General features: G+C 69.9%; 16 protein-coding genes. 9 read left to right on the forward strand and 7 right to left on the reverse strand.

From position 1 onward, the window contains the following. The first annotated feature begins 2 nt into the window (after positions 1-2). The 5 genes from LXN57_RS26630 (at position 3) to LXN57_RS26650 (ending at position 3,879) form a co-directional block, all read left to right on the forward strand. Complete coding sequence (locus LXN57_RS26630; protein ID WP_133871332.1) at positions 3-371, forward strand: response regulator; 369 nt, start codon at positions 3-5, stop codon at positions 369-371. Next, positions 368-631, forward strand: coding sequence for an STAS domain-containing protein (locus LXN57_RS26635; RefSeq protein ID WP_251800952.1), 264 nt, complete (start codon positions 368-370; stop codon positions 629-631). Before LXN57_RS26630 ends, LXN57_RS26635 begins: the two co-directional genes overlap by 4 nt. Then, complete coding sequence (locus tag LXN57_RS26640; protein ID WP_251800953.1) at positions 631-2,787, forward strand: chemotaxis protein CheA; 2,157 nt, start codon at positions 631-633, stop codon at positions 2,785-2,787. The genes LXN57_RS26635 and LXN57_RS26640 overlap by 1 nt, the downstream gene beginning before the upstream one ends. Before the next feature lie 370 nt (positions 2,788-3,157). After that, positions 3,158-3,484 (forward strand): hypothetical protein, encoded by a 327-nt coding sequence (locus LXN57_RS26645; RefSeq protein ID WP_251800954.1) that lies wholly within the window; start codon positions 3,158-3,160, stop codon positions 3,482-3,484. 182 nt (positions 3,485-3,666) lie between these two features. Next, entirely contained in the window at positions 3,667-3,879 is a 213-nt protein-coding gene (locus LXN57_RS26650) for a CBS domain-containing protein (RefSeq protein WP_438872918.1), read from the forward strand. 80 nt (positions 3,880-3,959) lie between these two features. Here the strand turns inward: LXN57_RS26650 and LXN57_RS26655 are convergent, their stop codons facing one another. Further along, the gene (locus tag LXN57_RS26655; RefSeq protein WP_251800955.1) at positions 3,960-5,000 is read right to left on the reverse strand and encodes a cation diffusion facilitator family transporter; all 1,041 of its coding nucleotides are present in this window, start codon (positions 4,998-5,000) and stop codon (positions 3,960-3,962) included. Between the two features lie 138 nt (positions 5,001-5,138). On the opposite strand from LXN57_RS26655, the gene LXN57_RS26660 reads away from it, so the two are divergent. Continuing rightward, entirely contained in the window at positions 5,139-5,558 is a 420-nt protein-coding gene (locus tag LXN57_RS26660) for an ArsR/SmtB family transcription factor (RefSeq protein ID WP_251800956.1), read from the forward strand. On the opposite strand, the gene LXN57_RS26665 is transcribed toward LXN57_RS26660, so the two are convergent. From LXN57_RS26665 to LXN57_RS26685, 5 genes are all read right to left on the reverse strand, one after another. Continuing rightward, entirely contained in the window at positions 5,540-6,304 is a 765-nt protein-coding gene (locus LXN57_RS26665; RefSeq protein ID WP_251800957.1) for a class I SAM-dependent methyltransferase, read from the reverse strand. The two genes, LXN57_RS26660 and LXN57_RS26665, sit on opposite strands and share 19 nt — an antisense overlap. Before the next feature lie 494 nt (positions 6,305-6,798). Further along, positions 6,799-7,455 carry an alpha/beta fold hydrolase gene (locus LXN57_RS26670; RefSeq protein WP_251800958.1) on the reverse strand — a complete coding sequence of 219 codons (657 nt, stop codon included), beginning with the start codon at positions 7,453-7,455 and terminating at the stop codon, positions 6,799-6,801. Between the two features lie 83 nt (positions 7,456-7,538). Continuing rightward, positions 7,539-7,895 carry a hypothetical protein gene (locus LXN57_RS26675; RefSeq protein ID WP_251800959.1) on the reverse strand — a complete coding sequence of 119 codons (357 nt, stop codon included), beginning with the start codon at positions 7,893-7,895 and terminating at the stop codon, positions 7,539-7,541. A gap of 212 nt (positions 7,896-8,107) precedes the next feature. Beyond that, a complete protein-coding gene (locus LXN57_RS26680) occupies positions 8,108-8,797 on the reverse strand; it encodes a response regulator transcription factor (RefSeq protein WP_251800960.1) in 690 nt (229 codons plus the stop codon). Then, positions 8,794-9,912, reverse strand: coding sequence for a sensor histidine kinase (locus LXN57_RS26685; RefSeq protein ID WP_251800961.1), 1,119 nt, complete (start codon positions 9,910-9,912; stop codon positions 8,794-8,796). Before LXN57_RS26685 ends, LXN57_RS26680 begins: the two co-directional genes overlap by 4 nt. A 113-nt stretch (positions 9,913-10,025) precedes the next feature. Here LXN57_RS26685 and LXN57_RS26690 point away from each other — a divergent pair, with 113 nt between their 5' ends. The 3 genes from LXN57_RS26690 to LXN57_RS26700 all read left to right on the forward strand — a co-directional run bounded on the left by LXN57_RS26690 (position 10,026) and on the right by LXN57_RS26700 (position 12,273). Then, positions 10,026-10,727, forward strand: a complete 702-nt coding sequence (locus tag LXN57_RS26690; protein WP_251800962.1) for an ABC transporter ATP-binding protein — start codon at positions 10,026-10,028, stop codon at positions 10,725-10,727. Continuing rightward, entirely contained in the window at positions 10,724-11,449 is a 726-nt protein-coding gene (locus tag LXN57_RS26695) for a hypothetical protein (RefSeq protein WP_251800963.1), read from the forward strand. The genes LXN57_RS26690 and LXN57_RS26695 overlap by 4 nt, the downstream gene beginning before the upstream one ends. Positions 11,450-11,706: 257 nt before the next feature. Next, positions 11,707-12,273, forward strand: coding sequence for a hypothetical protein (locus tag LXN57_RS26700; RefSeq protein WP_251800964.1), 567 nt, complete (start codon positions 11,707-11,709; stop codon positions 12,271-12,273). 105 nt (positions 12,274-12,378) lie between these two features. Here LXN57_RS26700 and LXN57_RS26705 read toward each other — a convergent pair whose 3' ends face one another. Continuing rightward, a complete protein-coding gene (locus LXN57_RS26705) occupies positions 12,379-12,981 on the reverse strand; it encodes a TetR/AcrR family transcriptional regulator (RefSeq protein ID WP_251800965.1) in 603 nt (200 codons plus the stop codon). Positions 12,982-12,999 lie beyond the last annotated feature (18 nt).

The raw sequence follows: 12,999 nt of genomic DNA on the forward strand, positions 1-12,999 counted from the left end.
CGATGGCCAAGACCATTCTCATCGTGGATGACTCCGCGTCGGTACGACAGGTCGTCAGCATCGCACTGAAGGGTGCCGGCTACGAGGTGATCACGGGTACGGACGGCAAGGACGCGCTGACCAAGCTCAACGGGCAGCGCATCCACCTGATCATCTCGGACGTGAACATGCCGAACATGGACGGCATCACCTTCGTGGCCGAGGCGAAGAAGCTGCCCGCCTACAAGTTCACCCCGATCATCATGCTGACAACGGAATCCCAGGAGGACAAGAAACGTCAGGCCCAGGCAGCCGGCGCCAAGGCGTGGGTGACCAAACCGTTCCAGCCCGAGCAGATGCTCGGCGCGGTGGCGAAGCTGGTCCAACCGTGACAGCACCACGCCGGTTCGTCGTCGACGAGGAACTGACCATCGTGACAGCGGCCGACCACCGGGAGCGCCTGCTGGCGTTCCTGGGCGACGGCAACGCCCTGCGCATCGACCTGTCCGGGGTGGCGGATGTCGACACCGCCGGCCTGCAGGTGCTCGTGATGGCGCGCGCCGAAGGCGTACGCCTCGGTCTACCGGTGGAATTCGCCGAGCCCAGCGCGGCGGTCACCGAGGCCCTGGCGTTGACCCGGTTGGAGCTCTGATGGCACTCGACGACGATATGCGCGAAGCGCTCGACATGTTCGTCACCGAGGCGCGGGATCTGGTGCAGGGGCTGGAGGACGGACTGCTGGAGCTCGAGGACCAGCCGTCCGGCGGGGAGACCGTCAACGCGGTGTTCCGGGCCGCGCACACACTCAAGGGCTCCTCCGGCCTGTTCGGGTTGCGGCACCTGGTCGCCTTCACCCACGTCGTGGAGACCGTGCTGGGCTCCGTCCGTGAGGGAACGCTCGACGTCACGCCCGGACTGGTCAGCGCGCTGCTGCCCTGCACCGACCACATCTCCGCGATAGTCGAGGGGTTGGCGCGCGGGCAGCTCGAACCCGACGCCGCGCAGGCCGCCGACGGCACGCGGCTGCTGTCCGGGCTGGAGCCGTACCTCGCGGACGATGGCACCACGGCACAGACCGCATCGGCACCCGGCGCCGATGCGGAGCCTCAGGAGCGGGCCTGGCGGCTCGAGCTGCACTTCGGCGAGGACTGCCTGCGCAACGGCATGGACCCGCTGTCGTTCCTGCGCTACCTGACCACCCTCGGCACGGTGACCGACGTCGTCACGGTCACCGACCGGCTGCCGGACGCCGCCGACATGGACCCGGAGTCCTGCTACTTCAGCTTCGAGGTCGATCTCGTCACCGCGGCCCCGAAGAGCGAGATCGAGGCGGTCTTCGACTTCGTCCGCGACGACAGCGACATCCGGATCACCCCGGCGGACAGCCAGCTCGACACGTACGTACGGGCCATCCGCGCCATGCCGGAGAACGACCGCATCGGCGACGTGCTGGTCACCAGCGGCGCGGTCACCGAGCTGGAAATGGCCGAGGCGCTACGCATCCAGCAGGAGCGAGCCGTACGGCAGGGAACTCAGCCCGTGCCTGTCGGCGAGATCCTGATCGAGCAGGGGATCGTTCAGCGTGCCATCGTGGACGCTGCGCTGACTCGCCAGCGGCGGACCTCCGAGACCCGCTCGCAGGACACCCGGACGATCCGGATCGACGCCGCCCGCCTGGACAAGCTCATCGACCTGGTCGGCGAATTGGTGATCGCCCAGTCGAGCACCGGCATGCCGAACAGCTCGGGGACGGACACGTCCGCCGAGGCTCAGAGCGAGGTGATGCGGCTGGTCGACGAGGTGCGGCACAGCGCACTGTCGCTGCGCATGGTGCCGATCGGCACCACGTTGCGCCGCTTCGAGCGGGTGGTCCGCGACGTCTGCATGGAGCTGGGCAAGGAAGTGTCCCTGGTGATCAGCGGTGGGGATGCCGAGATGGACAAAGCCCTGGTGGAGCGGATCAGCGATCCGCTGCTGCATCTGGTGCGCAACTCCCTGGACCACGGGATCGAACCGGCCGGGGAGCGGCGCAAGCACGGCAAGGCGCAGCAGGGCACGCTGCGGCTCAACGCCTATCACGACGCCGGGAACATCGTGATCGAAGTCGCCGACGACGGCCGGGGCCTCGACCGGGACCGCATTCTCGCCAAGGCGGTCGAACGGGAACTGGTCGCGCCCGGCACCGCCCTGACCGACTCCGAGGTCTACAACCTGATCTTCGAGCCAGGCTTCTCCACCGCGGAGACCGTCTCCAACCTCTCCGGCCGCGGCGTCGGCATGGACGTGGTGAAGCGCAACGTCACCGCACTGCGCGGCAGCATCGAGGTTGAGACGGCCCGCGGCATCGGCACCACGATCCGTATCCGGCTTCCCCTCACCCTGGCCATCATCGACGGCTTCCTGGTCGGCGTCGGCTCATCCTCGTTCATCGTGCCACTCGACCGGGTCACCGAATGCGTCGAGCTACCGCCCGGCCCGCTCGTCCGCGACTGCATGAACCTGCGCGGCGAAGTGCTGCCGTTCATCCGGCTCCGGCAGATCTTCGGGATTCCCGGCCACGAGGCACGGCGGCAGAACGTCGTGATCGTCGAGCAGTTCGGACAGCGCACCGGCCTCGTCGTGGACAGCCTGCTCGGCGAGTTGCAGACCGTGATCAAGCCACTCGGCATCCTTTTCAGCCGGGTGAAGTGCATCAGCGGATCGACCATCCTCGGCGACGGCGAGATCGCCCTGATCCTCGACGTAGGCTCGCTGATCGCTGACCACTCCGATCGCGAACTGCTCCGTCAGGCCGTCCCGGTCGGCTGAAGCATGCGCCGGCTCGACGCGAGCCGGTGCCCGAGTGAAACGTAGTCGGTCCGCAGGCATGGCAGTTGACGCCTCGATCAGTGAGCATCGGGTTGCGATTTCCGGCCATTTGCTGACCCGTGTCGAGCGCCGGATCAACAGCCGCCACTTCGCCGCGCTCGCCCGGGCCACCCGGGCGCTTCGTAATCGATCTTGTTGGCTAGGTCGCCTGTGTCGCTGTGGCCCACTCATGGCCTGCCTGTCCGGCTCGGGACCATAGTCCCGACCCGCTGAGAATGGTTCATGGGTGGCGTACACCCGGGCGATCAGGTGAGCACGACGGCGGGCCCGGCTCGCGGTCGCCAGCGCACCCGACCCGACAGGCGGCCCGATGAACACGACGAGCTCTCATCCGGCGCCGGTCGCCGGATTCGACTGGCGACCCCGTACGGACGCCTTGGGGGACGACCTGCCCCAGTTCTTGGCGCTCGTTGCCGAGGTTTGCGAGGGTGCGACGGCCGCAGTGACGCTCGCCGGGTTCCAGGGTCACCTGGAACTCCTCGGCGAAGGTCGGGAGGCCCAGGGTTCGCGGCATCGCTGGCAGGTGGATGCGATCAACCGCAACATCGGGCGACTCTGTGAAACGGTCGATCGCCTGCTGCTCATGCCGCAACCACCGTTCGACCAACGATCGCTGTCGACGGGACTTCGGTCCTGAACAGGCGGGCATCAGCTCTCTGCATTTATCGGACCGTCGAACGGAGGCTCGCTCAGGGCGCCCGAGCGGGCGGCAGGACACAGCCCCGAGCAGCTTCGGATGCTGCCTCAAACGTCCAAGGAACACGGCGCCATCGCCGACGCGGAACCAGCGCCGGCCACGCCACGAGCGCGCGCATCTTGATGACCGCGGCGTTGCCGCTACCCGCCGGCACGACGGTGCTCGACGCCATCGCCGCCATGCGTCAGGGTCGCAGCCATCTGGCCCTGGTCACCGAGCCCGGCGCGGTGATCGGCCTTGTCGCACTGGAGGACCTCCTGGAACAGGTCATCGGCGAGTTCGACGACGAGACCGACCCCGTCGTGACCGCGGCGCGCCGCGCCGGCCGACGCTAACAGTGATCGATCTGAGTGCCGTGAGGCAGCGCGCCAGCTTGCCGCCGGGGTTCGCGTTGTCGCACTGTGCTCCGGCGGGGTCATCCGGCGGTGTGAGCGGGCTGGGCGCGGCGCCGGTGTGAGAGGTCGGTGTGCCGATCGTGGCCGGCGTGGGTCGCGGGATCGACATGCACGGTGACCCCTGCCAGTCGCGGTATGCGGTGGGTCAGCTGGTGGTCGGCGTCGGCTGCGATCTCGTGGGCGGCGACGACGGTGAGGTTCTCGTTGACCACGATGCCGGCCTCGGCCTGCAGGCGGTGCCCGACCCAGCGCAGCCGGACGCCGGTGACACCCTGCACGCCGGCCACCGTGAGCAGTTGGGTTTCGATCTGGTCGACCAGAGCGGGGTCGACGCGGTCCATCAGCCGGTGGTACACCTCGCGGGCGGCGTCCTTGAGCACGAACAGGATCGCGGCGGTGATGGTCAGGCCGACCACCGGGTCGGCCCAGTTCCAGCCGAGCCAGGCGCCACCGGCGGCGAGGACCACGGCCAGTGAGGTGAAGCCGTCGGTGCGGGCGTGCAGGCCGTCGGCGACCAGCGCGGCGGATCCGATCCGGCGTCCGACGGTGATCCGGTAGCGGGCCACGAGCTCGTTGCCGAGGAAGCCGATGACGCCGGCGACGAAGACCCACGGGATGTGCGTCATCGTTCGGGGGTTCAGGAGCCGGTCGATCGCGGTCCAGGCGGCGAGCACTGCGGAGCCGAGGATGACCAGCACGATGACGATGCCGGCGAGGTCTTCGGCGCGGCCGAATCCGTAGGTGTACGCGCGGGTCGCAGCGCGCCGGCCGAGGATGAAGGCGATGCCGAGCGGTACCGCGGTGAGGGCGTCGGCGACGTTGTGCAGGGTGTCGCCCAGTAGGGCGACCGAACCGGAGAACAGCACGATCGCGGCTTGCAGGGCGGCGGTGACGCCCAGCGCGACCAGGGAGATCCACAGCGCCCGCATGCCCTCGCGCGAGGACTCCAGCGCGGAGTCCACCTTGTCCGCGCTGTCGTGAGAGTGCGGGGTCAGAGTGTGGCGCAGCCGATGCCACACCCCGTGGTCATGGTCATGGTGGCGGTGAGGCTGCTCGGACATTACGGATCCTCGCTCATGTCGGTGGTGCGGCCACCACGACAATAGGTGCTCATGTACGCACGCGACAACAAGGCAAGTGCGAATGACCTGCAGTAACGCAAGGTTGGCCGGCGGTTGTGGGCCTACTATCGTGTGCACATGTTCGCAACTGACAGCGGCCGCGACCGGGACGGACGAGCCACGCGGCCGCCCGAGGCGAGCGTCGTGGACGCCGCCGTGGTGGCGCTGTCGATGCTCGGCGATCCCACCCGGTTACGGCTGGCGATCTGTCTGGCCGGCGGCGAGCAGGACGTGACCACCCTGACCGAGGCAGTTGGCGCCGCCCGGCCCGCAGTCTCCCAGCATCTGGCGAAGATGCGCCTCGCAGGCCTGGTCGTGATGCGCCGCGACGGCCGCCGGGCGGTCTACGCGCTGGCCGACCAGCACGTGCGCAGGCTGGTGACCGAGTCTGTCTATACCGCCGAGCACCGGGTTCTCGACCGGCCGGGCCACCACGCCCGGTCCCTGACGGCAGAGACCGGGCGAAGCGATCGAACGGGTCAGGTCGCCGACTCGTAGATCGTCCAGTGCCGGGCGCTCGCCGTGCGGCGCAGCACCGGACAGGCCTCGAGCACGTCGGCATGGACCGGGTTGAAGTAGGCGAGGATCACCCTGCGCGGTTCATCGTCGAGCGACTTCATGAGGTTGTTGGCGACGGCCTTCAACGTGTCGGCGCCGAACGGGTTGAACAGGAAGATCACCGACGGTGTGCCCGGAAACTGGAAGTCGACGGCGTCGATGGTGTGCACTGTGATGGCGGGCGCGTCCGGCACGGCCGCGGCATAGGCGTACGCGTTGGCTCGGGCGATGTCGCCGAGCCGGGTGTCGAACTCGACTCCGGTGACCTCCAGGAACCTGTGCTGGGCGGCCAGGGCAAGGGTGCGGCCCTTCCCGCAGCCGAGATCGACGTACGCATAATCACGAGGATCGTCGAGCGGCAGCCGGCGTAGCAGTCGCTCGAAGTGATGTATCGGGATGGGTGAATATCTCACCGCGTCGTCGAAGGCGGCGGCGCCCGGGTCGGGGTGCGGGACGCTGGTGTCGGCTCGGGTGTCGAGGTTCCACCTTCTTTCCAGGCGCTGCTCGCGCCACCGGCGGGCGGGCCGGGCCGCGAGCTCGCCGAACAGGTATGCGCCCTCGGTGAGCGCGGTGGACCAGCCGCCTCGGCGGTGGGCCTGCTGGACCGTGCGTTTCAGCGCGCCGGCGCGCCGGTTGACCACCATGGTGGCCCGGCGCACGAGAGAAGGTTGGCGTTGTGCTGGCATGTCTGCTCCTCTGCCGTGGCGTCGAGCCACGGAGGTCCGCAGGATGGCGGCGAGGGCCGCCGGATGACGTCGTGACAACCTGCGAGCGGCGCACCGTGTGCGACGGGTGCAGGGGGTACGCCACACCGCAGCGTGCTGCGGGGGCCCGATGTGTCGGTGTGACGTCAGCGGACAGGCGGGCGCGGCCGGCGACAGCGCAGGCCCAGATCAGACGGCACGGGCGCGGTGCCTGCTGGTCGCGCTGGGCAGGACGCGTGTGTGGGTCGGCGAGGCTCAACGCCGGGGGGATGACCAGCGAGCGGACGCAGTCGGTGAACCGTGCCCAGTGCGGCGACGAGACGGCCCCTGTCGAGCATGTGCTGCCCACCATCCGATCGGGCCGTCCGACTGTGACGTGACTACGGCCAGCATCTCAAGGGCGGCAGCGTACGCCCAGTAGCAGGTGTCACGTCGAACGCGAAGAAGGATCGCTTCTGTCGTGCTCGCCGGCATCGTCACACCAGCCGGCGTACGCCTGCCGCGAACTCGGCAGGCTGGCTCAGGTGCAGAAACGCGCTTTCCCGGCCGGCTGCTCCACGCGTGGCGGCGGCGGACATCGCGACGGTGACCGAAGCGATCAAGCGCGGCGAGGGCCCGGCGATCCAGCTCTCGTATGCCGCGAGCAGCCCCGGATCACGCCTCGGCTCGGCAAAGGAACGGAACTCCGGGGGAACATCGTCGAGGCGTGCGGCCGCGATCAGATCGTCAACGGTCCAGGCGGTCTGGTCGGCGGGCCGGTCCACGGCGAGCACGTTGTGGCAGGCGTACGCCTCGGCGAACGCGACTGCGAGCCGCGCCGAGGTGCCGTGCGCGACCAGAACCGGCGCCTGCCGCAGACCGAGATCGTGCACGATGCCGGCCAAGTCCTCGGCGATCCGCTCGGCCGAGTAGTCGAACCGTGGCGGCGACTGGCCGTGACCGGGCAGGTCGGGGGCGATGACAGCGCAATGCGTGGCGAGCTCAGCGGCGGCCGGCCACCACATGGTCCGGTCGAAGAGCAGTCCGTGCAGCAGGACAACCGGGCGTCCGGTGGTGCCCCACCGGTCATAGACGATCATGTCTTGCGGGTTGGCTGTGGTGTGCGTGGTACGGCGAGGCGGTTGCGGATCCATGGTGTCGTCCTCAGGGCGCGCGAAGACGCGCGAACGGGCGCCGACAGGGGCGCGGGTGAGTAGAGGTCGGGAAAACCCGGCTTCTACACCCGGAGGACTCCGAGCCTTGCCAGATTCTCCGCCGCGGAACGGGACAGGTCGTGGGTGACGGAGTCGATCCGGACCGAAGGCGTCTCGGGGCCGGACGGCAAGGTGCACAGGATCGTCGCTGCCGCGCACGGGCGCAGGGCCTGGCTCAGCGTGGGCGTCCAGTCGCCGCCGTGGTGATGCTCGTGGTCGGCCGGATGCACGGCGATCGAGATCGCCGCCGTCTCGGCGACGGGCTGAGCTGTCGCGTGATGGGCACTGCCGGCCGAGACGAGCAGGCCGGCGCCGAGCGCCAGCAGCATGGTGAGCGCCACGAGGACCCGCCGCGGGAACGGCGCGCGGGTCGGGCTCATCGTCACAGCGTACGTCCTCCCGCCTCTCGCATCGGAAAGTCGGGTACCCACAGCTCAGTAGCCGGCGCCGATCCTCCGGCGAGGACGCGACCGAGTTTCGGGGAGCTTTCGCGTGCGGGCCCGCCGGCCAACGCCGAGAACAACGTGACCGTCCGGCAACGTCGAGCCGCACCAGCAGCCCCGTCAGTGACGCGTGGGGTCACTCGGAAAGGTCACCTCGCCCGGTCAGCCGATGGTGGTACGACCAGTCCGGTCTCGTAGGCGATCACGACCAGCTGGGCCCGGTCGTGGGCGCCGAGCTTGGCCATGGTCCGGTTGACGTGGGTCTTGATCGTGTGCGGGCTGACCACCAGACGCTCGGCGATCTCGTCGTTGGACAGGCCCGACCCGACCAGGGCCAGCACCTCGCGCTCGCGAACGGTCAGGTCGGCCAGCCGGGCCGGCGGGACGAGCCGTCCGGGGTCGGGGCGGGCGAGGAAACGGGCGATCAGGCTGCGCGTCGCCGCCGGGCTCAGCAGGGCCTCACCCCGATGCACGGTGCGGATCGCGTCCAGGAGCTGTTCCGGTTCGGCGCTCTTGCCGAGGAAGCCGCTGGCGCCGCTGCGCAGGGCTTCGAAGACGTACTCGTCGATCTCGAACGTGGTCAGGATCAGCACGTGGACGCCGGCCAGGTCGTCGTCCGCGGTGATCAGCCGGGTGGCGCCGAGGCCGTCGAGCTCGGGCATCCGGATGTCCATGAGGACGACGTCGGCGCGAGTCGTGCGGGCCAGGGTGACCGCCTCGGCCCCGGTGCGGGCCTCGCCGACCACCGACAGATCGGGAGCCGATCGCACCAGCGTGGCGAAGCCGCCGCGGACCACGGGCTGGTCGTCGGCGATGAGAACCCGGATCTGCTCGGTCATGAAGTTGCCGCCGGCAGCGTCGCGGTCACCAGGAATCCGCCGTCCGGACGGGGACCGGCCTCCAGCGATCCGCCGACTGCGGCAACTCGTTCGCGCATGCCGGCGATGCCGTGCCCGGACGCGGCCCGTACGAGCGGTCCGCCGTTCACGATGGCGAGGCGCAGGGCGTCGCGCCCGAAGCCCATGGTGATATGCACGGGCTCTCCGGTGGCGTGCTTGCAGGCATTGGTCAACGCCTCCTGGATCACCCGGTACGCCGTGACGTCGGCCGGCCGGGGGAGCGCAGCCGGCGGGCCGTCGCGGTGCAGGTCGACGTGCAGGCCGGTGCGCCGGAAGGAGGCGAGAAGGTCGTCGAGCCCGTCCAGACCGGCGGCCGGTTCGGTCGGTGCGGTGGCATCGCCGGGCTGGCGCAGCAGGCCGACCGAGTCGCGCAGGTCCTCGAGAGCCGCTCGGCTGCCGTCGCGGACGTGGCGCAGCGCCTCGCGTACCTCCGGCGCCGGGTCGGTCAGCAGGTAAGCCGCGACACCCGCCTGCACGTTGATCAGGGCGAGCTGATGGCCGACGCTGTCGTGCAGGTCCCGGGCGATGCGCAGCCTCTCCTCGGCGACCCGCCGCTGGGCGTCCACTTCACGGCTGTGCTCGGTCTCGTGGACCCGGCGGACCACCTCGGCCAGATAACGCCGGCGATGCCGGGACGCGGTTCCAGCCGCGACCGAGAGCGCGCCCAGAGCGACCAGGGTCAGGTTCTCCGGACCCAGGACGCGGTGCGGCGCACCGAAGGTGTGGAACGCCCCGACCGCCAGCACGACTGCGCCGCCGAGCAGCAACGACCGGCGGCGATCCGAACGCTCCGCAACGGTGTAGAGCGCCACCAGCGGCGCGCTCAGCGCCAGGATGCCATTGCCGCCGCGATAGCGGAACATGTACGCCTCGGCGGCGACGGTGCTGACCAGGAGCACCGTGTACGGGAACCGGCGGCGCAGCAGAAGCGGCGCCGCGGCAGCGGCGGCGAGCAGCACGGACATCCCGTCGTGCAGGTGATCCCCGTCGGCCCGGCCGAGCAGGGTGGCGACGAAGACCGCACCGGCCACGGCGCCGTCCGCGAGGGCCTTCATGAACCTCACCGTAGGCGTGCGGGCGGCTCCGCACGATACCGCCGATGCTGTACGCCGAAGATGCCGCCGCTGGGTGACGAAATCGCCCCACCTGTTCGGACACAGTCCTGGTCATGACCACAGTGACAGTGACCGGCCTGACCAAGCGGTTCGGCGCCTTCGAAGCCGTCCGTGATCTCGACTTCGAAGTCACGCCCGGGATCACCGGCTTCCTCGGCCCCAACGGCGCCGGCAAGACCACCACCCTGCGCATCCTGCTCGGCCTGATCCGCCCGACCGCCGGCGCAGCCACCATCGACGGCAGGCCCTACGCCGCCTTGGCGCACCCCCGCCGGACCGTCGGCGCGGTGCTCGAAGCCGGCGGCTTCCATCCCGGCCGCACCGCCCGCCGCCACCTGCTGATCCTGACCACTGGAGCCGGACTGCCCGCCTCCCGCGTCGACGAGGTGCTCGACCAGGTCGGCCTCGCCGACGCCGCGCACCGCCGTGTCGGCGGGTTCTCCCTCGGCATGCGCCAGCGGCTCGGCCTGGCCGGCGCGCTGCTCGGCGACCCCGGCGTGCTGATCCTCGACGAACCCGCCAACGGCCTCGACCCGGCCGGGATGGCCTGGCTCCGGCGTCTGCTGCGGGACCTGGCCGACCAGGGCCGCACAGTGATCATCTCCAGCCACGTGCTGGCCGAGGTCGCCCAGACCGCCGACCGCGCGGTCGTGATCAGCGGCGGCCGGTTGCGCTACTCCGGGCTCCTCGACGGGCTGGCCGCCGACGGGCTCGAAGCCGCGTTCCTCCGCCTCACCGAGGAGGCGCCGCGATGATCGTCCGCGCCGAGGTCCGCAAACTGCTCACCACCCGTACGCCCCTGCTGTTGTTCGCCGCGGCGCAACTGCTTGTCGTCGCCGGCATCAGCGGCGTCATGGCCGAGCGCGACGACATCGCCGCCACCGAGACCCAGCGCGCCGCCGTCTCGCACACCGGCCTGGTGTCGCTGTTCGCGCTCGTCCTCGGTGTCATGGCCGTCGCCGGCGAATACCGGCACCGCACGATTTCCGACACGTACCTCACGGCGCCCGACCGCGCCCGCGTCGTACTGGCCAAGCTCGGCGTCTACTCGATCGCCGGCCTGTTCTTCGGCGTGGCCGCCGCCGTGACCGCCCTGGCCGCCGCCGCTATCTGGCTGACTGCCCGGGACGAGTCGTTGGCCATCACCTCCGGCGACCTCTGGCAGACCATCGCCGGCGGCATCCTGTGGAACGCCCTGTTCGGCGCGATCGGCGTCGGTGTCGGCGCGCTGATCACCAACCTGATGGGCGCTCTCGCTGCCGCCCTGGCTTGGGTCGCCCTGGTCGAGGGCATCGTGGCCCAGCTCGTCGGCGACGCCGCAGACTGGCTCCCGTTCGCACTCGGCTCCGCCCTCGACACCCTGCCGACCGCTACCGGCGGCCCTCCGCAGTGGCTGGCAGGACTCGCACTGGCGGGGTACGCCGTGGTCTTCGCCGCAGCCGCCATCCTCACCACGGTGCGGCGCGACGTCGTCTGAAGGCACCACGTCCGGCTCTGCGGTGTAGCCATGGGCCAGCTATCGCCTTGGACGCCTCGCCCGAAGCAACTCCTCGCCACCGTGCGGAAGGTCGCTCGGGTCCTCACGTAGGTAGAGCGTGGGCATCCGGTCTGCCGTCGGTCGAGATCCAGAGGTTGCCGGAGCGGGCCTGCTGCCGTCAAGAAAGGCAGCCCGAACCAATCCGATCGTCGCTGTCGAAAATGAACAACGTTGTCAAGGGTTTGTAGCGTGTCGGCGTGAGCAACGCCCGCACCTGGTGGCCGATCGCCCTTGCCCTGGTGGCGGCGGTCACGCTGCTGTACGGGGTCGTTCTGCCGGGCGGCTACTTGACCTGGTTGTGGGTGGCCACGGTCCTGTGGGCGGTAGCCGCTGTGGGGTGGTTGAGGTCACTGGCCGGCCGGTCCTGGCCGGTCCGGTCGATCGTGCCGGTGGTGTCCGTCGTCACGATGGTGGTGGCATGCTCGGGCGTGGCCGGCCGGCTGCTGTTTCCCCTGCACCGTTCGGGCTTGGAGCGGCTGGCGACGTCGCCGCTCGGCGGAAGCCACGGCCTGTATCACTTCTCGGCCGTATGGAGCCATGGCGGTTGCGTCACGTACGTGACCGCGGACAGCGGCATGTCGCAGTTCTCCGGTCTGGTGCGGTGCACGTCCGGCGTGAAGCCGTCGCCCCGTCTGGGAGACACCGCGGGCGACGCCGTGTTCGAGCCGCTGGGCAACGACTGGTACGCCTTCATCGTCCCGCGTTCCGGCTCGGACGTCTGGGGCTTCAACCCGTTCGCCGTCGAAGCCACCGCCCAGGCCTAGATCTGTTTCGTAGTGGGGGTGGGAGCGAGCCGCGGTTCAGACTTCGTCTGGTGGTGGCCTGCTCCGCGGAAGAGGAAGAGGAAGCGGGCCGGAGCCGTTTCGGTGCTACCCGTTCTCCGGACGGTCGGTGCGCCAGCCGCGGAGCAACGTGCTCAGCGCCTGCTGGGCGAGTCGCCGGGCGCGTTCATGGCCGACGGTGCTGAGGCGGCCGAGTGACGCTATGCCGTACAGCGTGCCCCAGACGATGTCGCAGGCATCGTCGAGATCGGCCAGGACCACGCCGTGGGTGTCCGACCAGGTGGTGAGCAACTCTTTCAGGACGCCGATGGCGGGGGCCGCCGCGCGCCGGCGTTCTTCCGCGTCGACGGCATCGTCGTTCATGGCCTGATACAGGTGCGGGTGCTCGCCGGCGAACCGGACGTACTCGGAGGCCAGCTGCATCATGCGCCGGTCGATGTCGGGTTCCCGGGCGGCCTGTTCGAGCTCGGCCATCATCAGGCGGTGGCCGTGAGCGACCAGTTCCAGCACGAGGGCGTCCTTGTTGGCGAAGTGCTGATAGACGACCGGTGCGGTGTATTCGACGTCGGTGGCGATGCGCCGGATGGTCAGCGCCGGGGCGCCCTCAGTCTCCAGGACGTGCAACGCGGTCTCGATGATCCGTTCCCGCGTGCTCGCGCGTTCACGGGCCCGTCTGGTGCCGGTCGGCACAGTTGCCACCTCGCTTCG

Origin of the sequence: Paractinoplanes hotanensis, assembly GCF_023717965.1 — a bacterium.
Lineage (GTDB): Bacteria > Actinomycetota > Actinomycetes > Mycobacteriales > Micromonosporaceae > Actinoplanes > Actinoplanes polyasparticus.

Bases quoted from the DNA above. Each gene is read 5' to 3' on its own strand.
- LXN57_RS26640 (WP_251800953.1), top strand. From the start codon at position 631: ATGGCACTCGACGACGATATGCGCGAAGCGCTCGACATGTTCGTCACC.
- LXN57_RS26650 (WP_438872918.1), top strand. From the start codon at position 3,667: ATGACCGCGGCGTTGCCGCTACCCGCCGGCACGACGGTGCTCGACGCC.
- LXN57_RS26680 (WP_251800960.1), bottom strand. From the start codon at position 8,797: ATGACCGAGCAGATCCGGGTTCTCATCGCCGACGACCAGCCCGTGGTC.
- LXN57_RS26685 (WP_251800961.1), bottom strand. From the start codon at position 9,912: ATGAAGGCCCTCGCGGACGGCGCCGTGGCCGGTGCGGTCTTCGTCGCC.
- LXN57_RS26655 (WP_251800955.1), bottom strand. From the start codon at position 5,000: ATGTCCGAGCAGCCTCACCGCCACCATGACCATGACCACGGGGTGTGG.
- LXN57_RS26660 (WP_251800956.1), top strand. From the start codon at position 5,139: ATGTTCGCAACTGACAGCGGCCGCGACCGGGACGGACGAGCCACGCGG.
- LXN57_RS26665 (WP_251800957.1), bottom strand. From the start codon at position 6,304: ATGCCAGCACAACGCCAACCTTCTCTCGTGCGCCGGGCCACCATGGTG.
- LXN57_RS26645 (WP_251800954.1), top strand. From the start codon at position 3,158: ATGAACACGACGAGCTCTCATCCGGCGCCGGTCGCCGGATTCGACTGG.
- LXN57_RS26695 (WP_251800963.1), top strand. From the start codon at position 10,724: ATGATCGTCCGCGCCGAGGTCCGCAAACTGCTCACCACCCGTACGCCC.
- LXN57_RS26670 (WP_251800958.1), bottom strand. From the start codon at position 7,455: ATGGATCCGCAACCGCCTCGCCGTACCACGCACACCACAGCCAACCCG.
- LXN57_RS26630 (WP_133871332.1), top strand. From the start codon at position 3: ATGGCCAAGACCATTCTCATCGTGGATGACTCCGCGTCGGTACGACAG.
- LXN57_RS26690 (WP_251800962.1), top strand. From the start codon at position 10,026: ATGACCACAGTGACAGTGACCGGCCTGACCAAGCGGTTCGGCGCCTTC.
- LXN57_RS26675 (WP_251800959.1), bottom strand. From the start codon at position 7,895: ATGAGCCCGACCCGCGCGCCGTTCCCGCGGCGGGTCCTCGTGGCGCTC.